The organism is Salinibius halmophilus (assembly GCF_003577475.1).
GTDB lineage: Bacteria > Pseudomonadota > Gammaproteobacteria > Pseudomonadales > Natronospirillaceae > Salinibius > Salinibius halmophilus.
Genome location: NZ_QPEP01000002.1, coordinates 1 through 18,119, shown reverse-complemented (window position 1 = coordinate 18,119; position 18,119 = coordinate 1). Strand labels below are relative to the sequence as shown.

General features: G+C 49.5%; 17 protein-coding genes. 6 read left to right on the top strand and 11 right to left on the bottom strand.

The features are described from left to right. Positions 1-134 precede the first annotated feature (134 nt). The 6 genes from nadN to DUW71_RS01695 all read right to left on the bottom strand — a co-directional run bounded on the left by nadN (position 135) and on the right by DUW71_RS01695 (position 6,442). On the bottom strand, positions 135-1,913 hold the full coding sequence (gene nadN / locus DUW71_RS01720) for an NAD nucleotidase (protein ID WP_233546003.1): 1,779 nt from the start codon (positions 1,911-1,913) through the stop codon (positions 135-137). A 108-nt stretch (positions 1,914-2,021) separates the two neighbouring features. Next, on the bottom strand, positions 2,022-3,503 hold the full coding sequence (locus tag DUW71_RS01715; protein ID WP_119393518.1) for a glycerol-3-phosphate dehydrogenase/oxidase: 1,482 nt from the start codon (positions 3,501-3,503) through the stop codon (positions 2,022-2,024). A gap of 1 nt (position 3,504) precedes the next feature. Continuing rightward, on the bottom strand, positions 3,505-4,977 hold the full coding sequence (gene glpK, locus DUW71_RS01710; RefSeq protein ID WP_119393517.1) for a glycerol kinase GlpK: 1,473 nt from the start codon (positions 4,975-4,977) through the stop codon (positions 3,505-3,507). Between the two features lie 53 nt (positions 4,978-5,030). Continuing rightward, positions 5,031-5,471 carry a copper chaperone PCu(A)C gene (locus DUW71_RS01705; protein ID WP_119393516.1) on the bottom strand — a complete coding sequence of 147 codons (441 nt, stop codon included), beginning with the start codon at positions 5,469-5,471 and terminating at the stop codon, positions 5,031-5,033. A 2-nt stretch (positions 5,472-5,473) separates the two neighbouring features. Then, positions 5,474-6,037, bottom strand: coding sequence for an SCO family protein (locus tag DUW71_RS01700; RefSeq protein WP_119393515.1), 564 nt, complete (start codon positions 6,035-6,037; stop codon positions 5,474-5,476). Beyond that, positions 6,038-6,442, bottom strand: coding sequence for a hypothetical protein (locus DUW71_RS01695; protein WP_119393514.1), 405 nt, complete (start codon positions 6,440-6,442; stop codon positions 6,038-6,040). Between the two features lie 180 nt (positions 6,443-6,622). On the opposite strand from DUW71_RS01695, the gene DUW71_RS01690 reads away from it, so the two are divergent. The 3 genes from DUW71_RS01690 (at position 6,623) to DUW71_RS01680 (ending at position 9,616) form a co-directional block, all read left to right on the top strand. After that, positions 6,623-8,164, top strand: a complete 1,542-nt coding sequence (locus DUW71_RS01690; protein ID WP_119393513.1) for a phosphoenolpyruvate carboxykinase — start codon at positions 6,623-6,625, stop codon at positions 8,162-8,164. Positions 8,165-8,231: 67 nt separating this feature from the next. Next, positions 8,232-9,155: a thiamine-phosphate kinase gene (gene thiL, locus DUW71_RS01685; protein ID WP_119393512.1), complete on the top strand. Its 924-nt coding sequence runs from the start codon at positions 8,232-8,234 to the stop codon at positions 9,153-9,155. Next, the gene (locus tag DUW71_RS01680; RefSeq protein ID WP_119393511.1) at positions 9,152-9,616 is read left to right on the top strand and encodes a phosphatidylglycerophosphatase A family protein; all 465 of its coding nucleotides are present in this window, start codon (positions 9,152-9,154) and stop codon (positions 9,614-9,616) included. Before thiL ends, DUW71_RS01680 begins: the two co-directional genes overlap by 4 nt. A 4-nt stretch (positions 9,617-9,620) precedes the next feature. On the opposite strand, the gene DUW71_RS01675 is transcribed toward DUW71_RS01680, so the two are convergent. From DUW71_RS01675 to DUW71_RS01660, 4 genes are read right to left on the bottom strand one after another with little or no spacing between them, the layout of a single operon-like run. Then, the gene (locus DUW71_RS01675) at positions 9,621-10,295 is read right to left on the bottom strand and encodes a zinc metallopeptidase (protein ID WP_119393510.1); all 675 of its coding nucleotides are present in this window, start codon (positions 10,293-10,295) and stop codon (positions 9,621-9,623) included. Continuing rightward, positions 10,292-12,064, bottom strand: a complete 1,773-nt coding sequence (locus DUW71_RS01670) for a 1-deoxy-D-xylulose-5-phosphate synthase (protein ID WP_119393509.1) — start codon at positions 12,062-12,064, stop codon at positions 10,292-10,294. The genes DUW71_RS01675 and DUW71_RS01670 overlap by 4 nt, the downstream gene beginning before the upstream one ends. After that, complete coding sequence (locus DUW71_RS01665) at positions 12,061-12,918, bottom strand: polyprenyl synthetase family protein (RefSeq protein WP_119393508.1); 858 nt, start codon at positions 12,916-12,918, stop codon at positions 12,061-12,063. Before DUW71_RS01665 ends, DUW71_RS01670 begins: the two co-directional genes overlap by 4 nt. Further along, positions 12,908-13,120: an exodeoxyribonuclease VII small subunit gene (locus tag DUW71_RS01660; protein ID WP_119393507.1), complete on the bottom strand. Its 213-nt coding sequence runs from the start codon at positions 13,118-13,120 to the stop codon at positions 12,908-12,910. The genes DUW71_RS01665 and DUW71_RS01660 overlap by 11 nt, the downstream gene beginning before the upstream one ends. Before the next feature lie 138 nt (positions 13,121-13,258). Here DUW71_RS01660 and pomA point away from each other — a divergent pair, with 138 nt between their 5' ends. Next, entirely contained in the window at positions 13,259-14,014 is a 756-nt protein-coding gene (pomA, locus tag DUW71_RS01655; RefSeq protein ID WP_119393506.1) for a flagellar motor protein PomA, read from the top strand. 12 nt (positions 14,015-14,026) lie between these two features. After that, on the top strand, positions 14,027-14,983 hold the full coding sequence (locus DUW71_RS01650) for a flagellar motor protein MotB (RefSeq protein ID WP_119393505.1): 957 nt from the start codon (positions 14,027-14,029) through the stop codon (positions 14,981-14,983). Between the two features lie 48 nt (positions 14,984-15,031). On the opposite strand, the gene DUW71_RS01645 is transcribed toward DUW71_RS01650, so the two are convergent. Continuing rightward, complete coding sequence (locus DUW71_RS01645; protein WP_158583823.1) at positions 15,032-16,321, bottom strand: M23 family metallopeptidase; 1,290 nt, start codon at positions 16,319-16,321, stop codon at positions 15,032-15,034. A gap of 254 nt (positions 16,322-16,575) precedes the next feature. On the opposite strand from DUW71_RS01645, the gene tyrS reads away from it, so the two are divergent. Continuing rightward, positions 16,576-17,772: a tyrosine--tRNA ligase gene (gene tyrS, locus DUW71_RS01640; RefSeq protein WP_119393503.1), complete on the top strand. Its 1,197-nt coding sequence runs from the start codon at positions 16,576-16,578 to the stop codon at positions 17,770-17,772. The last annotated feature ends 347 nt before the right edge of the window (positions 17,773-18,119 follow it).

The following is an 18,119-nucleotide window of genomic DNA, read 5'->3' as shown; positions in this document are numbered from 1 at the left end:
ACCCCAAAAGGAGTATGGCCAAGGTCCTAGCAATGAGGACTTCCGAAACTAACCTACTCCATTGTAGGTTAGTTTCCTGTCTCGTTGCTTAAGGGCGCACCTTTAGCAACCAATGGTAACTAGTCTGCTTGCGATTATTTAATAATTCGCTGGGTTGAGTATTCGCCTGCTGGTAAGCGGTCTAATGTGCGTTGGCGCTTAACGTAGTCAACGAACGACTGGGCGTAGTCTAGGTAGGTATTTACATAACCGCGTGACTCGGCAATTTCGCCAAAGGTTACGTAGCCGTCTTTACCGCCAGCAATGTAGTCGTTGGTCACCACAGTAAAGGTTTCGTTCGCCGGTAGTGGGCGCCACTGGTTTTCATTTAATGCACGTACTTCTAAGTTGATAAAGCGCTGCCCTTGTGGCGCTGTTGTGTCGAGCGTCCAGCGCAGGCCCGAGGCGTATGGGAATGCGCCAGTAGAGCCATTTTCAGACGTGGCATAAGCGTAGGCATCTTCAAGCACCTGAGCAATTTCTGCACCGGTCATTTCTAGCTCTACAATGGTATTGCTAAATGGTAGTAAACGGTAAGCGTCGCCAATGGTGATTGGGCCTTGTGGAATGTCGATGCGCACACCACCACCGTTTTGGATGGCAATATCGGCCGTACGTGCTTGTTCACGGAAGGCTTTGGCAACAATGTTAGAAATGTCGCTGCCACGCGATACGGTTTCACCGGCAGCACACAGCTTGCTGTAGCCTTGGCCTGGAATGCGCTCTAGGCATAAGTTTTTCTGCGCCACGCCAATTTGCTCTTGCGACATAACGTCTACTTGCGCTTTGTATTCTTCTAGCAATGCTTGTGCTTGGGCATCTGGGCCAACTTGCAACAAGTTAGCATTGTCTTGCACTGCCGCGAGGGCTTGTAGGCGCGCACTACCTGTAAGTTCTTTGCGATCACCGTTGTCATCACGACGTAAGAAGCTATTGCCCATCAATAAGTGCGGGGTGCCATCACAGCTTTCCACAACACCACGGTCATCAAAACGCACCGACAACTCACCAACAACGGTTGAATATTGCCAAGCTTGTGCCACACATACCGGTTGGCCGCTGGCATTGGTCAAGCGTGTTGGGTAAGGGCCGGCACTGTCTAAACCAATATCGCTGAAGTCGCCAAGTAAGGTGTGCGAGTCACCACCAATAATCACGTCTACGTTGCGCAGGCTTTGTGCGAGTTTAAGATCGTTTTGATACTGGTAGTGCGTGAGCAACACTATTTTGTCGACGCCTTCAGCCGTTAGCTGGTCGATATAGCGCTGAGCGGTGCGGGTCTCATCTAAGAACTCTGTGCTCTCTAGTGGGCTTGAACTGTTCTGAGTTTTGTTTTTGATGTCGATGCCAACTATGCCTATGCGCTCGCCGCTGCGCTCAACAATATGGTATGGCTGAATGAGGCTGTTTGACGCGGTAGGGCGCAATGGTGTGCCGACTGCTGGCACAACGTTTGCGGCCAATACTGGTGTTTGGCAAGCGCCGCCATTTAGGTCGTTAAGGAAGTCTGCCAAGCCAGCGTCGCCGTCATCAAACTCGTGGTTGCCTAAGGCAAATGCGTCAAAGCATACGGTATTCATTAATGCCGCGTCTGCTTCGCCGCGGAATAGAGTGTAATAAAGGTCACCGGTAATGGCATCACCAGCATGTAAGGCAACTGGGTTTGGTCGAGTTTCACGCAGTTGGGCGATGGCGTTGGTGATGCGAGGGAAACCACCCACTTCTACGCGTGTGGCTTCACCATCTAATTGAATGTCTAATGTGCTCGGTTCTAGGTTCGAGTGGTGGTCGTTAATGTGAATAAGGGTTAAATCGAACGCTTGTGACTGGGCAGCAAGGGTTAAAATGGCTGCACTCAATAGTTTGGTTTTCATCTGCATCTCCATGCCTAGGGTGAAAATGGAATAGCTCCACTTGAACCCTGTACACTAGAAGTGGCAGATGACAACCGAAGGTCAGAATGGTGACAGGTCGATGACTGCTTATGACAAGATGTTAAGGGCCTCCATGTAGGCTTTGCTGTCTACCGTATTCATCCGCAAGCGGCGCTCTAAAATATCTTCGGGTGTGACGGCTGCTTCTTTTTCCATCGCCCAAGCAAACTCCGCTTCAATCCAAGGGTAGTGCTCAAACAAACGCTTGTGGCTGCCTGCTTGCAGCACGAGTTCGGCTTCACTGCCGTAGCGCTGGCGCAAATGGTTACTGATGTCGGTGTCGATATCGGGTATTGGTGCGGTGTTGGGGTCGGTAGCGCCTACCAGCTTTAGGGTATCGGTAATGCAAGGCATGGCCGGTAGGTCCACCATTTTGGCAGCTTGGTTGAGAGCGTCTTCTGCCATGCTGCGCCAGGTTGTCCACTTGCCCCCAGTGAGCGTTAGCATGCGGTCTTCAACCAGTATTTGGTGGTCGCGACTAATTTTCGCAGTGCTACTGGATAAATCGTCTAGTAAAGGTCTTAGGCCTTTAAAGGTTGCGAGCACATCTTTTTCATTGATGGGCTGTTGTAGCCACTTATTAGCTTCACTGATCAAGTACTTAATGTCGTCGTCACTCGCCTGAGGGTTGTCCGACAAAGGGTCGAGTGTGTCTGTGGTGCCAATCAATATTTGTTGATACCAAGGAATCATAAACAGCACCCGGCCATCCTCGGTTTTGGGGATTAATACCGCATGCTGAAGGGGAACTCTCTTGGGTGACACCACAATGTGTGCGCCACCTGAAGTTTTCATAATGCCATGGCGGTCTGGGCGCACTTGTTCGCGAATTTCGTCAGTCCAAGGCCCGGTGCAGTTGATAATGCCTTTGCATTGCAACGCAAACTTTTTCTCGCTGAAGCGCTCTTGCAACGACACGCGATAGCCATGTTGGTTGCGTTTTATGCTTAGTATATTGCAGTGGTTAAGGGCCAAACCTCCTTTGTTGACCGCAGTTCTTAGCATGGCAATACCAAACCTAGCATCATCAAATTGACCATCCCAGTATTTTACTGCGATGGGAAAATTCTGTTTTAGTGCTGGGCAGCTTGCCTGTAGCTGTGCCTCGCTAATGGTCGTGGTTTTACCAATTGAACGCTTGCCTGCTAGGGCATCATACATGCCAAGACCAGTGCGCAAATATGGCCACTGCCAACGAGATTTGAGTGGTGTAACCATGCTGATAGGTTGCGCAAGATGAGGCGCCATATTGATCATGGTTTGCCGCTCGCGCAGCGCTTCGTGCACTAATTGCAACATCGACCAATCTAAAGTTTTAACTGCTTGTTCTAGGTAGCGCACGCCGCCATGCACGAGTTTGGTAGAGCGCGACGAAGTGCCACTCATAAAGTCTTGCCGGTCAACCAAACCAACTTTGTAGCCTCGGGTTGCCGCATCAAGTAGTGCACCCGCACCACTCGCGCCGCCGCCAATAATTAAAAAGTCGAGCTCGGCATCAGTTAACCGTTGCAGCTGTTGTGTGCGATCCATTTTATTTCACCCATTCTTTGGCGCGTGAGACGGCGCGTTGCCACTGTCGCATTCGCTCACCGGCTTCATCGCGGCTTATCTGTGGTTCAAAGGTTTGTTTCGCTTGCCAATATTGGTTGATGTCATCGATCTTGATTAATCCTTTACCTAGTGCAGCCATCCAAGCAGCCCCTAGGGCAGTGCTTTCAGTTTGTTTTGGTCGCAGAATTGGAATGCCAAGTAAATCGGCTTGTTGCTGCAATAAAAAGCCGTTCGCCGAGGCGCCGCCATCAACCCTTAGTTCGTTAACTTGGGCACCATCGGTGCGCATAGCATCCACCACTTCTGTACATTGGTACGCAATCGCTTCTAGCGCGGCTCGCACAATATGCGCTTTGCTGGTAGAGCGGGTTAAGCCAATCATCATGCCTCGCGCCTGGCTATCCCAATAAGGGGTGCCCAAGCCAGCAAAGGCTGGCACGAACATAACGCCGTTGCTATCTGGTACCGATTCCGCCATTGCTTGTGATTCACTGGCGTGTTGAATAATACCTAGGCCATCACGCAGCCATTGCAGTACAGCACCGCCAATAAATACCGAGCCTTCAACGGCGGATACCGGTGGCTGTTGATCTATTTGCCAGCCAATGGTGGTGAGTAAGCCTCGGCTGCTGGCCACAGTTTGCTCGGTTGGGCTTAATAAAAAACAACCCGTGCCATAGGTCAGCTTGCTCTGCCCAGGGGTTAAGCACGCTTGCCCGAACGTGGCTGCTTGTTGGTCGCCAATCACTGAATGAATAGGAATAGATGTGCCGTCTAGCTGGTAGTCGCCAAAATGGCTATTGCTGGCCTTAACGGAAGGCAGCATGGCGGTTGGAATATTAAATAGTGTGAGTAGGTAGTCATCCCACTGGTGGTTGTGGATATTCCACAACATGGTGCGACTGGCATTGCTAACATCGGTAGCATGTACATCGCCATTGGTTAGGTTAAAGAGCAGCCAGCTATCAATGGTGCCAAAGCAAAGTTCACCCTGCTCGGCGCGGGCTTGCAGGTTATGGTGGTCTAACAACCAACGTATCTTACTGGCCGAGAAGTAAGCATCGGCGACTAAGCCAGTTTTTTGGTGGATAATCTTTCTCTGGTCATCAGAAAGTGCCGCGATAGCCGGCGCAGTGCGCTTGTCTTGCCAAACGATGGCATTGGCAACGGCCTTGCCTGACTGGCGCTCCCAAATGACCGTGGTTTCGCGTTGGTTGCATATGCCTATGCAGGCTATGTCGCTGGCGCCTACCTTGGCTTGCTTTAGCGCTTTTTTGAAGGTATCGAGTTGGCTGTCGAGAATATTTTGAGGGCTATGCTCTACCCAGTCTGGTTGCGGATAGATCTGTGGGTAGTCTTGCTGCGCCATCGCCACAATGTCGCCGCTGGGCGTGAAAATGATGGTGCGTGAGCTGGTTGTGCCTTGGTCGAGTGCTGCAATTAAATTTGCCATAAGGCTTTCCTTCGTCTGATACCAATCAAAGGAAAGCCTAGTAGATTTAGCGCTTAATGTCCGCTGTGATCCATCTTCTGCATCACAGATTTCACCGGTGCGGTAATGGTTTGTTGCTCACCATTGTCAAATTCAAGCGTGAACGTTACTTCTTCGCCTTCTGCTACTGGTGTTTGCACACCAATAAACATTACGTGCAAGCCACCCGGCTCTAGCTTAACCGTTTCGCCGGCTGGCAGTTCGATGCCGTTTTCAAGCTGGCGCATACGCATTACACCATCTTCAACATAGCCAGTGTGCAACTCTACTGAGTTAGCGATGTTGCTATAAGCGGCAACGACGCGGCGGTCGGTTTCCGCAGTTAGGTGCATAAACGCGGCGGTCATTTTTTGGCTTGGTGCCATGGCTCGTACATAAGCGTCCATTACATCTACTTCTGCCATTGCCGATAGGCTAACACTCAGCGCTAGCGCTGCAGTGATGAGTTTTTTCATGTTTATGCTCCGTTTTGTTTGGTTATTTCTCGTTCAATTCGTTCTGCTAAGGCTTTCGGGTTATAGCCTTCTAATAGCGTGGCGAGGTGATCACCCTCGCCATTGCTTAAATACAGTGCGGCGCTGTGATCCATGGTGTATCCCATGGCTGAGTCTTCAAGTGGCACCTTGCGGTAAAAGGCGCCAAAGTGACTCACGAGTTGATCTAGGGTTTCTGTTTCCGGTACCGAGGCCATGAATGCAGGGTTAAAGTACTGCACATAATCATTCACGGCTGCCAACTCATCACGTTCGGTGTCGACGCTCACTAGCAGTACCTGCACCTTATCGGCCATGTCTTGTGGCAGCATGCGCATGGCTGAAGAGAGCGTGGCCATTGTGGTTGGGCAAACATCTGGGCAAGAGGTAAAGCCAAAGTAAATAAGCCAATACCCATCTTCTTGGTCGGCTAGTTGAATTGGTGCGCCCATGGTGGGCAGGTCAACCTCAGCAATGCTGCTGCTCTGACACCCAGTGAGCGCCAGTGCGGCCGCGAGGGCGAGACTAGAAAGCCAAATCTTTTTCATTTATTGCTCCACAACAAACTGACGGTTAATTTTGTATTCCTGTCCGTTGATAACGAACTGATACTGAGCCTGCCAAGTCATGCTTGGTTCAGTACAGCTTGCTACTCGGCCAATGCCCTCGGCGCCGAAGTCAGTTTGGGTTAAATCGTACGGTAAGATGCCCATATTCATGTCTACGCCGGTAAACACAACTCTGCTTTGGTAAATTGGTGAGCTGCTACTCACTTTTAAGGTTAATGGTTGCATAGCGATTAATTCACCCTTCAGGTTGAGGGTGACGCTTTCACCTGAAGGCAGTGCAAGCGTACACGCGCCGGTTTCAGGGCAGTCGCTGTCAATGATAATGGCGCTATCTTGGCAGGCCGCGAGCAGCGTGCACGTAAGTGCTATCAACCATACTCTCATAATACTTCCTTTAATTGTTCTAAATAATTGACAAGAAAAGCTTAACGACAAGTTTATTGTACGGATTGGTCAAGAAATAAGTCGTTGTATTGTTTGATGTAGATCAAAATTAATACAACTATGTGCTTTGGTGCTAACTACTATTACCAATAACTACACAGGGACTTTTTGGAGGTCGCCATGAACGTTTACTCCCAGCTTACCAAAGCACAACTTGTTGAACATGCCATCCAGAGACGCGAGGGCGTGCTGGCTGCTAATGGTGCGCTAAGTTGCAATACGGGTGTGCGAACGGGTCGATCGCCAAAAGACCGCTTTATCGTCGACGATTCTACCACGCATAACACAGTTGATTGGGGGCAAATTAACCTACCTATCGAGGAAAAGGTGTTCGCTGCGTTGTGGGATAAAGCACAGACCTATTTAACCGATAAAGATCGTTATGTCAGTCGCTATCATGTTGGTGCGAGTCATCAGCATTATTTGCCGGTTGAAGTTACAACCGAGCTGGCTTGGCATCAAGCCTTTGCCCAAAATATGTTTATTAACCCTGAGCAATATAACCCGCTAAATAAAGACGTTTGGCAAGTACTCAACGTGCCAAAGCTTACCTGTGACCCAGAGGTGGATGGCACCAACAGTGACGCAACGGTGATGGTTAACTTCACTGAACGCAAGGTATTGTTAGTGGGCATGCACTACGGTGGAGAGATGAAAAAGGCGATGTTCGCGGTGCAAAACTATTTGTTGCCCGAGGTGGACGTTTTGCCTATGCATTGCTCTGCTAATGTGGGGGGCGATGGTGATACGGTACTATTTTTTGGCTTGTCTGGTACCGGTAAAACCACCTTGTCTGCTGACCCTGAACGCTTTTTAATTGGCGATGATGAGCATGGTTGGAGTGATCATGACGTGTTTAACTTTGAAGGTGGCTGTTATGCCAAAACCATTGATCTAACGCGCGATAACGAGCCGGTTATTTTTGATGCGATTCGCTTTGATGCCGTGTTAGAGAACGTGATGATTGGTGAAGACCGTGTGCCAGACTACTTCGATACTAGTTTGTCGCAAAATGGTCGGGTGGCCTATCCATTAGCGCATGTGCCAGGGCAGATGCCAGCTAATAAAGCCGATGTGCCCAAGCATGTCATCTTTTTAACTTGTGACTTAAATGGTGTGCTACCGCCGGTTGCCGTGCTAGATCCGAACGCGGCGGCGTACCACTTTTTAAGTGGATATACGGCGTTGGTAGGGTCAACTGAAGTCGGGGCTGGCACAGGGGTGAAAGAAACCTTTTCTACTTGTTTTGGTGCGCCATTCTTCCCGCGCAACCCATCGGTGTATGCTGAACTGCTCAAAACGCGTATGCAAGAAACGGGTGCGAGAGTATGGCTAGTTAATACTGGCTGGACAAAAGGCCCATTTGGCGAAGGGCGGCGCTTTAAGATTCCAGAAACGCGTGCCGTGATTCGTGCCATTGTGAATGATCAGCTCAATGATGTGCCAACCGAGCATATTGATGTGTTAAACCTCAATGCACCGGTGAGCATTCCAGGTGTTGCCGATGAGCTAGTCATTCCGCGCGCTGCATGGGCTGATCCTCATGCTTATGACGACCGCGCCGCTTTGTTGGCGGAACGTTTCCAAGCCAACTTCGATAAGTTTGATGTGGCAGAAGAAATCGTGGCTGCTGGACCACAAGGTGTGGGCGCGCACTCATAGCTAGAGATCGGTTAGCGTTGTGCAGTGTTTGCTGCACAACCTAATCCGATTGAGCTATGATGCGCCGATGGAATTTTCAATCATTAAACAATACTTCACTGGCATAGGCGCGCCGGTGCCTTCTGAAGTCACGCTTGCGATCGGCGATGATGCTGCCTGCTGGCAGGCGCCTGATGGGCAGCAGCATGTAATGTCGATCGACACCGCAGTCGCTGGTGTGCATTTCCCTGTTACCAGTGATTGGTTTGATGTGGCCTATCGGGCGGTTGGCTGTGCTGCGAGTGACCTAGCAGCTATGGGCGCCAGTCCAGCATTTGCAACATTGGCCATTACCTTACCTAAGGCATCCAACGACCAGCTTGCGCACTTGTCGCAAGGGTTGGATTCAGCACTAAAGCAGGCGGGCTTAGCTCTCATTGGTGGTGACACCACATCAGGCCAGCAGCTAGTACTGACCTTGAGTGTTCATGGTTGGGCGCCTAAGCCAATTCGCCGCTCTGGTGCGCAACAAGGCGACGCGGTAATGATCTCCGGGCCAACTGGACTAGCTGGCGCTGCACTTGCTTATTTAGATAACTGGGAAGATTGCCCACAGCCTTGGTGGTTGGCTTATTTTCGCCCCCACGGACGGTTTGATATGGTGGCGAGCTTGCGCCAGTTCGCTAGTGCTGCCATTGATGTATCGGATGGACTGTTGGCAGATTTACAGCATATTTGCCAAGCCTCGAACGTTGGTGCTGTGGTCGAAGCTGATCAGTTAGATTTGTCGTGGCGAGCTCATTTAACTGAAACGGCAGCAATCGAGTTAGCGCTAACCGCTGGCGATGATTATCAAGTGCTTTGCACGGTGGCAAAAGCCAATGTAGCTGCCATGGAGAAGTTGGGCTTTAGGAGTATTGGCCGCATAGATGGCGCTGTCGAAGGCGTGCAAGCCATGTACAATGGCCAGCTATTGTCATTTAATCAATTAGGATATCTACACCAATCATGACCAAGTTAACCCATCCAGTACATTGGCTCGCTTTTGGTTTGGGCTCAGGTTTGGCCCCTAAAGCGCCTGGCACCTTCGGTACTTTGGCAGCACTGCCATTAGGCATTGCTTTTATGTACTTGCTGCCAAGTGCTTGGTTTCTTGCACTGATTATTGTGGCCACCTGGCTAGGCGTTTGGTTTTGTGACAAAACCAGTAAAGACATGGGCGTTCATGACCACCCTGGCATTGTTTGGGATGAATGGGTGGGTATATGGATGACCTTGTGGCTAGTACCCCTAACATGGTGGACACCCATAGTAGCGTTTATTCTGTTCCGATTTTTCGACATCATTAAACCTTGGCCAATTAAATGGCTAGACCAGCGTGTACACGGTGGCCTGGGGATTATGATTGACGATATGGTGGCGGCCATTCCTGCTTGGTTGATTTTGCAAGGTTTGGTGTGGTGGCTGTTGTAAACGCCTAGCGGCGCAATAGGCGCAGCCAAATGCCAATATTGACAAAGTCAGCCATGGCCTGTGCCACATAGGTATAGGCAGCAGCTTGCAATACTTTTCGAGCTTGACCAAGTTTCTCTTGTGGGATGTACTCGGCTAACAACGGCAAAGCTAGTTTGTAGCTGGCGTGTATCTCAACAGGTAGTGTGAGTAGGTGAAATAACAACCTTGTCACGCCTGCGATAATCAACGCAATAATCATCAAACGCCAAAGAATGGCCATGCCTGGCAGCCAAATCAGCAAGGTGCCGACCGATGTCACCATCGCCGTTATGCTTTGAATCATTGCGATGACAGGTGCCCACTGCTGGCGCAATACAAAGGGTGTCCAGCCTTTTTGGTCTTGCATGGCGTGCGATACTTCATGGGCTGCCACTGCAATGGCGGTAATGGATCGGTTTTTATAATTCTCTTGTGATAAAGCAACCAGCTTGGCTTGTGGGTCGTAGTAGTCGGCTGGCGCACCTGGTTTGATTTTTACCGGTAATTGAAACCTGTCGATTAGGTGGCGGGCAAGCTCGCCACCCGTACCTTCTAAACTGTCATCTATTTGATGATATTTTTTCATCCGCCGTTTTACTAACCACTGTGGCAGCATCATAAGCAAGACAAAAACACCAATAAATAACAAGAAGATCATTTGGCCACCCAGCTTTTAATTCGAGCGACCATGCTGTCGCCATCAAGCTCCATACTTGCTTTTACGTCGCTGGCACTGCCTTGGCTGACAAAACGATCATTAATGCCTAGTAATAAGCATTTTTGCGACAACGCCTGTTGATGTATCCACTCAAGTATGGCGCTACCGGCACCACCCTTACAGCTGCCTTCTTCAATGGTTACCCAGTATGGGTGATCGATTAACCGCGCAAGCATCGCTTCGTCGAGTGGTTTGACAAACCGCATATCAACGAGAGACCAGTTATGAGCTTCGGCAGCGGCGACTATTTTTTCGTCTATTACGCCAAACACTAAAACAGCAAGATTTTCGCCTTGGCGAATCCATTGCGCTTTGCCTAGTTGCCAAGCTGATTCTTCAGTGATTGGCGCTGGTGCATCGCCTTTTGGATAACGCACACACACCGGGCTGTCTTGTTGCCAGCCAAACTCTAGGGCATGGGTGAGGGCCGCTTTATTGCTAGGTGTTATAATGGTTAGGTTGGGAATGCAGCGTAAGTAACTTATATCAAAACTACCAGCGTGCGTGGCGCCATCGCCACCAACAAAGCCCGCACGGTCGATGGCAAACATGACTGGTAATTTTTGAATGGCTACGTCGTGAATCAGCTGGTCGTAAGCGCGCTGCAAAAAGGTTGAGTAGATGGCCACCACGGGTTTGCTACCCTGGCAAGCCATGCCAGCGGCTAGTGTGACGGCATGCTGCTCGGCAATGCCAACATCAAAAAAGCGCTGTGGATATTGCTCGCTAAAGGTTTGCATGCCCGAGCCAATGCACATGGCTGGGGTAATGGCGGTTAATCTTTGGTCTTCGTTCGCTTTTTTGCATAACCAGTTGCCAAACACTTGGCTGAATGTTTCGCCATAGCTTACTTCATATTTATGGGGCAGCTTGGTGATGGCGTGATACTGGATAGGTTGGCGCTCTGCTGGTAAATAGCCCCGTCCTTTAGTGGTGAGTACATGGATTACCTGCGGTCCTTGGTACGCTTGGGCTTCTTTGAGCGTAGCTAGGAGCGTGGGCAAATCATGGCCGTCAATTGGGCCGCGATATAAAAAACCCAATTGGCGGAACAAAGCACGAGGGTGCATTTCGGCATTGCTGCTGTCTTTGCTAATCGCCGAGAAGGTTTTTTGCAACTGCCCAACATTGTGCGATATCGACATATCATTGTCGTTTAAAATAACAGTGATATTGCTTTGTTCGTGACCAGCGTGATTAAGTGCTTCGAACGCCATGCCAGCCGTTAGGGCGCCATCACCAATGACCGCTAGGCTTGGTAGGGTTTTGCCCTGTAGTTTGTTGGCGATCGCCATGCCAAGCGCTGCTGAGATGCTGGTGCTCGAATGGCCAGTGCCAAAAGCGTCATACTGACTTTCTTGGCGGTCTGGGAAAGCAGCTAGCCCACCAAAGTGGCGGATGCTTGGCAGTTGCTCGCGGCGCTCAGTCAGGATTTTATGCGGGTATGCTTGGTGGCCAACGTCCCACACTAAAGGTACGTCCGGTGTGTTGTAGCGATAGTGCAGCGCAATCGTCAACTCAATCACCCCTAGTCCTGCACCAAAGTGCCCACCACTGCTACCAACCGACCACAGTAAGTACTCACGAAGCTCATCGGCTAATTGACGCAGGTCTGCTTCAGGCAGTGAGCGCACCGCACGCGGAGTGTTGCATCCATCTAAAAGTGGCGTAACTGGGCGCTCGGTTGGCAGTTGTTCGAAGACTTTCATTGCTTACGCTCTACTATATATTTCGCTAGTGATCGCAGCGGGTCAGCCGTTTCACCAAAACACTGCAACGCGGCAATGGCTTCATTGCATAGCTGTTGTGCTTGCTCTTTGGCGCCCGCGATACCAAGCAAGCTGACATAGGTCGTTTTGCCGTTTTCGATATCTGACCCTTGTGGCTTGCCAATGGTGGTTGAGTCGCCTTCTACATCTAATAAATCGTCCGCTACTTGGAAGGCTAGGCCAACGGCTCGGCCATATCGAGCTAGTGCATCAACTTGCTCAGGGCTTGCATTAGCAATAATGGCGCCACATGCTAATGCCGCCTCTATTAAGGCGCCGGTTTTTAACTGGTGTACGGTTTTTAGGCCTGCTAGATCTGTGCCTTCGTTCTCGGCAACCATATCCATAGACTGACCCAGCACCATACCACTTAGGCCAGATGCTTTGCTCAAAGCAAGTATGCAGGCAAGTTTTTGTTCGGCGCTATAGGGAGCCTGTGCAAGGTGCTGGAACGCTAATGTTTGTAACCCGTCACCCACCAATATTGCCGTTGCTTCATCGTACTTTACATGAACTGTGGCATGGCCGCGGCGTAAGTCATCGTCATCCATTGCTGGTAGATCGTCATGCACCAGTGAGTAGGTATGTACAAGCTCAATGGCAGCAGCGGCAGGCAACCAATTAGCATCACCGCCACAAGCTTTCATTGCTTCAAATACCAGCATTGGCCGCACCCGCTTACCGCCTACTTTTAAGCTGTAAGCGGCAGCGCGATTAACAATATCGTCTGGTAAGGTAGCAACAAGTGCCTCTAAGTAGGTGTCTACCTGCGACTTTATTTCTTCATTCGTCATCCGATTTGGCCTTGCTACCTTTGCTTAGCAATTCGATTTTTTGCTCTGCTTCATTGAGTTGCTTTTGGCATGCGCGGGTAATATTCACACCTTCCTCATATGCTGAAAGTGCATCGGCAAGAGGCAAGTCGCCTTGTTCAAGCTTCACGACTAAACTTTCTAAACGTTGCAGGCGTGACTCAAAATCAGTTGGGTCTGGCATGGGGGCTCCCTATTACCGTCCGTTAAATTTATAGAAATAACACTGTTCGATGGACGTTGGCGTCTAAAGTTAATTGTAAACAAGCCGATCCATTTTGTAATCGACTAGCGGTTGTATGCAAGTTAAGTGAGGTAAGTTGTGGATTTAGCCACCATTGTGGGGCTGCTTGTAGGTATCGCCATGATCGTCATGTCGATGCTACTCGGCGGTGACCTGACCATCTTTTATAACCTACCATCAGTATTGATTGTATTTGTAGGCTCCATTTTTGTTGCAATGCAACGCTATACGTTGGAAGGCTTTTTGGGCGCGGCTAAAGTAGCTGGGTTTGCCTACTCTTTTAAGTTAATTAAGCCAGAAGAGCTGATCACTGAAATTGTTGAAGTCGCTGATGCAGCACGCAAAGGTGGCTTACTGTCACTTGAGGGTCGTGAATATAGCATCGATTTCTTGGGCAAAGGCGTGCAGCTGCTAGTTGACGGTCATGACGCAGACGTTGTGCGCTCCATTATGAGCCGAGATTCCAAACTTGCTAAAGAACGTCATGAGGCTGGCGCAGAAATGTTTGGTGGCATTGCCGATGTGGCGCCAGCAATGGGCATGATTGGTACCCTAATCGGTTTGGTGGGCATGCTGGCAAATATGGATGACCCAAAAACGATTGGCCCGGCAATGGCGGTTGCATTGTTAACCACCTTATATGGTTCTTTGTTGGCTACTGTTGTGGCTGGGCCGATTAAAGAAAAATGTATGCTGCGCGCTGCTGAAGAAGAGCTGGTGCAGCGCATTTGCATCGATGGGTTGCTGGCAATTCAGGCTGGTCAAAACCCGCGTATCATCGAAGAAATGCTGAAAACCTACTTGCCGCAAGGCAAGCGCGGTGCAGCTGAGTAGTAGGGGGCGCTTATGGCTGCTGAAGAAGAAGATGAATGCCCCAAATGCCCACCTGGGCTGCCAGCATGGATGGCTACCTTTTCTGACTTGATGGCACTGCTAATGTGCTTCTTTGTATTGCTGCTGTCATTTTCTGAAATGGACGCGTTGAAGTTTAAGCGCATGGCTGGCTCGTTGCGCAATGCGTTTGGTGTACAGCGAATGATTGAAGCCAATGCCATTCCAAAAGGCACGTCTATCATTGCGCGCGAGTTTTCTCCTGGCAAGCCTCAGCCAACGGTGATCAATGAGATTCGCCAGCAAACGGTGGACGAGTTAAAGGACAGCTTGGAAGTGCTGTGCCAAGATCCACTTGCGCAAGAAGATCAGCCAGGTGATGAAGAAACGGCATCGGCGCCAACCATCACGATTGATGAAGCAGCAATTGATGAGCAGGTAAGAGAAGAGGCTGCAAAAATTGCTGAGGCGCTGGCTGAAGAGGTAAGTGAAGGCTTACTTGAGATTGAAAGCATTAACCAAATTATCATCGTGCGGGTCAAAGAGCAGTCATTCACGGGTGGCTCAGATTTTCTTGCGGATGATTTTTTGCCGGTGTTGGATCGCATCCGCACGGTGTTGATGCAAACTCAGGGTGAGATTTATGTTGAAGGGCATACGGATGCGCTGCCTATTCGTACGGCAAGGTTTCGCAATAACTGGGTGCTTTCAACGGCTCGTGCTTTAGCCGTGGCGGAATACTTGTTCGCCGACCCTGAAATGGATCAAAACCGCTTCGTTGTGGTAGGGCATTCAGATACCCGCCCAATAGCGACGAACTCAACAGCCGAGGGGCGCTCGCAAAATCGCCGGGTCGAAATTATTATTCGCAAGGATAATCCAGACTTCTTAGGACCAGAACCACCAGACCCTGATGAGCTCAATCCGGGTGCGCCAGAACTGTTTGGCTTGGACCCAGACGAAATCTTCTAACAAAAGCCTGCGCTACAGTTAATTGGTAACGCAGGCTTTTTTCTGCATTTAATCGTTGGATGCGAACAAGTTTAAGTCGTTAAGCTGTGCGAGCAATGGTGATGCCAAACGTTGGAAGTCGGCACGGTACTTATTTGCAATCGGCTCAGCTTCTGGCAAGTCAACCGTTTGAGGGTTGCGATGCACACCGTTTACCAAAAACTCATAATGTAAATGTGGACCGGTAACCATGCCAGTAGCACCAACGTAGCCGATAATTTGCCCCTGGCGCACCCGATCATTATTACCAATGCCTCGGGCAAAGCCATTCATATGTGCGTAGAGCGTGCGAATATTATGACCATGCTGGATGATGATCGTATTGCCGTAACCACCTTTCACGCCTCTAAAAACCACTCGTCCATCGCCAGATGCTTTAATTGGCGTGCCTGTTGGTGCGGCATAGTCAGTGCCTTTATGCGCTCTAATGGTATTTAACACTGGGTGGCGGCGATTAGGGTTAAATGGTGAGCTGATGCGGGCAAACTCAACAGGCGTGCGAATAAATGCTTTGCGCATGCTTAGGCCTTCAGGTGTATAAAAGCTTGAGCGCCCGTCACTGTCGGTGAAAGAAATTGCATTAAAGGTATCACCGTCGTTGGTAAACTGCGCGGCGATGATTTTTGTGTCGATGATTGTGTCGTCGATTTCGTACTCATCCCAAATAACCTTGAACTCATCGCCTTGGCGAATATCAAGGATGAAATCAATGTCCCAGCCAAAGATGGCGGCAAGATCCATCGTCATATTTTCGCTAATGCCGGCATCACGGCCAGCTAAAAACAGCGAGCTATTAATCACCGCATGTGCCGATCGGCGATTGACATTGGGTTCTCTCTCAACCATTTGGTAGCGAATGTCATCGTCAAAAATGAATTCGTGCTTCGTTAGTAAGTCTGGCCAGTACTCAAAGCTATGTAGCTCGCCATTGCTGTGCTTTTTAAATACCAGTTTCTGGTCTGGGTATAGGTTCCTAAGCACGGCTTTATAATCGTTGTTGGCGAGTACGGCATAAATATTGGCAAGACCAGCGCGGTTGCGTTCAAATATTTCAGATAAGGTGTCACCAGTACGAACCTTGTCTTCCGTCACGCTGTATTGAGGGGCAGGTACCGGGGTAGCAGTCGGTAATTGCGCTGGCAGTATGTCGCTCTCCTCGACACTCTCTGGCTCGGTTTTACCGGGCTCAGGTACAGTCGTCGGAACAGAAACTGAATCTGCAGGTGTGCGTGCCGAATTGGAAGCCGGGCCGGTTTCTACGGTAATAGGTATCCTAATCGTACCTGCTTGTTCTGCCATATTGGTACGGCTATCAACCTCGACGGCGGAATCGCTGTTCCCTGGTATAACTAAGGCAATTAACAGAACTGCTGCCGCACAAGTTAGAGCGATTCGATGTTTAAAAGGGATAACTTGCCATATAGAAAGCATACTACTAACCAATTTTCCTACTCATTGTCACATTAGCACGATGTCGCCCTTTGTGGCAGACCCTAACTTTGTTGTATTCTTTGCTACCAAGCATATACAACGAATTGTAAGGTAAATACCCCATGAGCGATGTGCAAGCAGCGTTGGAAATTATTAAGCGTGGCGCGGATGAAATTTTGCCGGAAGCAGAGTTGATTGAAAAACTTGAGCTTGGGCGCCCGCTAGTGGTTAAGGCTGGCTTCGACCCAACTGCGCCCGACCTACACCTTGGGCATACGGTAGTGATTAATAAATTGCGCCAGTTGCAAGACTTGGGGCACGAGGTTCACTTTCTGATTGGTGACTTCACCGGCATGATTGGCGACCCAACAGGCAAGAGCGCAACCCGGCCACCATTAACCGAAGCGCAAGTCGCTGAGAATGCCAAAACCTACCAAAACCAAGTGTTCAAAATTTTAGATCCGGCGAAAACCAAGGTCCGCTTTAACTCTGAGTGGATGTCTAAGTTATCGGCCGCGGACATGATTGCTTTGGCGGGCAAACAAAGTGTGGCGCGCATGCTAGAGCGTGACGACTTTAAAAAGCGCTTTAAAGGTAATCAATCCATCTCTATTCATGAGTTTTTATATCCATTAGTTCAGGGTTACGACTCAGTTGCTATGGAAGCCGACATTGAACTTGGTGGCACGGACCAGCGTTTTAACTTGCTAATGGGGCGCGAACTCCAGAAGGCCTATGGCAAAGCACAGCAAGTGACAATCATGATGCCGCTGCTTGAAGGGTTAGACGGCGTGCAAAAAATGTCCAAGTCGTTAGGTAATTATGTGGGTATTGATGAAGCACCTGGTGTCATGTTCCAGAAGCTAGTGTCTATGCCTGATGATCTAATTTGGCGTTACTTTGAACTGCTGAGCTTTAGGTCTTTGGATGAGATTGCGCGATTAAAAGCAGATGTTGAAAACGGCGCTAACCCTCGTGATGTGAAAATGATGCTTGCACGAGAGCTTATTGAGCGATTCCATGATGCAGAAGCAGCTGCCAACGCGCACAAAGGATCTGGTAATGTAATTAAAGATGGCGAGATACCTGATGACATTGATGAGGTAGAGGTGTCGCTAGAAGGTTCAGACGAAATGCCATTAACAGCCATCCTCAATAAAGCAGGCCTTACCGCTAATGCCGCTGCAGCGCGAGATGTTGTTAAAAACAAGCGCGCAAAAATTGATCAACAGCCGATCGAAGGGCCAGTTGCGCTAAGCGCAGGGCGCTACTTGATTCAAGCCGGTAAAAAGAAAATCGCTTGGGTGGTGCTTAAATAGAGTAGGCAGCCTCAGCCAAATGAAAAACAAGCGCCACTTTTGGCGCTTGTTTTGTTTTAGATAAACGAAAAGCCGACGCATCAGACATATATGTAGCAAAAGTGAAAAACCTGTTTCTAAGATCAGGTTTGCCACCTACATTTTTAAGACGGCAGGCGAAGTCATCGATGAAGTCCTTAGAAGTTGGCTAGTTTTTGAACGTTTTATAGTGGTTTTGTATGTTTGTTGATCAAAAACCTAAGTCTTTGATCTTTAAAGCAAAAAAGTCATAAAAACTTCAAAAAAAGTGTTGACGCATTTGGCTTTGTCTCTATAATGCGCCTCCACACCAGCGGGGCACAGCCAAA

What these genes read in the sequence shown, in the direction of transcription:
- DUW71_RS01645 (WP_158583823.1), bottom strand. Translation starts at nt 16,321, where the DNA reads ATGGCAGAACAAGCAGGTACGATTAGGATACCTATTACCGTAGAAACC.
- DUW71_RS01675 (WP_119393510.1), bottom strand. Translation starts at nt 10,295, where the DNA reads ATGATCTTCTTGTTATTTATTGGTGTTTTTGTCTTGCTTATGATGCTG.
- DUW71_RS01660 (WP_119393507.1), bottom strand. Translation starts at nt 13,120, where the DNA reads ATGCCAGACCCAACTGATTTTGAGTCACGCCTGCAACGTTTAGAAAGT.
- nadN (WP_233546003.1), bottom strand. Translation starts at nt 1,913, where the DNA reads ATGAAAACCAAACTATTGAGTGCAGCCATTTTAACCCTTGCTGCCCAG.
- DUW71_RS01670 (WP_119393509.1), bottom strand. Translation starts at nt 12,064, where the DNA reads ATGAAAGTCTTCGAACAACTGCCAACCGAGCGCCCAGTTACGCCACTT.
- DUW71_RS01650 (WP_119393505.1), top strand. Translation starts at nt 14,027, where the DNA reads ATGGCTGCTGAAGAAGAAGATGAATGCCCCAAATGCCCACCTGGGCTG.
- thiL (WP_119393512.1), top strand. Translation starts at nt 8,232, where the DNA reads ATGGAATTTTCAATCATTAAACAATACTTCACTGGCATAGGCGCGCCG.
- DUW71_RS01705 (WP_119393516.1), bottom strand. Translation starts at nt 5,471, where the DNA reads ATGAAAAAACTCATCACTGCAGCGCTAGCGCTGAGTGTTAGCCTATCG.
- DUW71_RS01715 (WP_119393518.1), bottom strand. Translation starts at nt 3,503, where the DNA reads ATGGATCGCACACAACAGCTGCAACGGTTAACTGATGCCGAGCTCGAC.
- tyrS (WP_119393503.1), top strand. Translation starts at nt 16,576, where the DNA reads ATGAGCGATGTGCAAGCAGCGTTGGAAATTATTAAGCGTGGCGCGGAT.
- DUW71_RS01680 (WP_119393511.1), top strand. Translation starts at nt 9,152, where the DNA reads ATGACCAAGTTAACCCATCCAGTACATTGGCTCGCTTTTGGTTTGGGC.
- DUW71_RS01690 (WP_119393513.1), top strand. Translation starts at nt 6,623, where the DNA reads ATGAACGTTTACTCCCAGCTTACCAAAGCACAACTTGTTGAACATGCC.
- glpK (WP_119393517.1), bottom strand. Translation starts at nt 4,977, where the DNA reads ATGGCAAATTTAATTGCAGCACTCGACCAAGGCACAACCAGCTCACGC.
- DUW71_RS01665 (WP_119393508.1), bottom strand. Translation starts at nt 12,918, where the DNA reads ATGACGAATGAAGAAATAAAGTCGCAGGTAGACACCTACTTAGAGGCA.
- DUW71_RS01695 (WP_119393514.1), bottom strand. Translation starts at nt 6,442, where the DNA reads ATGAGAGTATGGTTGATAGCACTTACGTGCACGCTGCTCGCGGCCTGC.
- DUW71_RS01700 (WP_119393515.1), bottom strand. Translation starts at nt 6,037, where the DNA reads ATGAAAAAGATTTGGCTTTCTAGTCTCGCCCTCGCGGCCGCACTGGCG.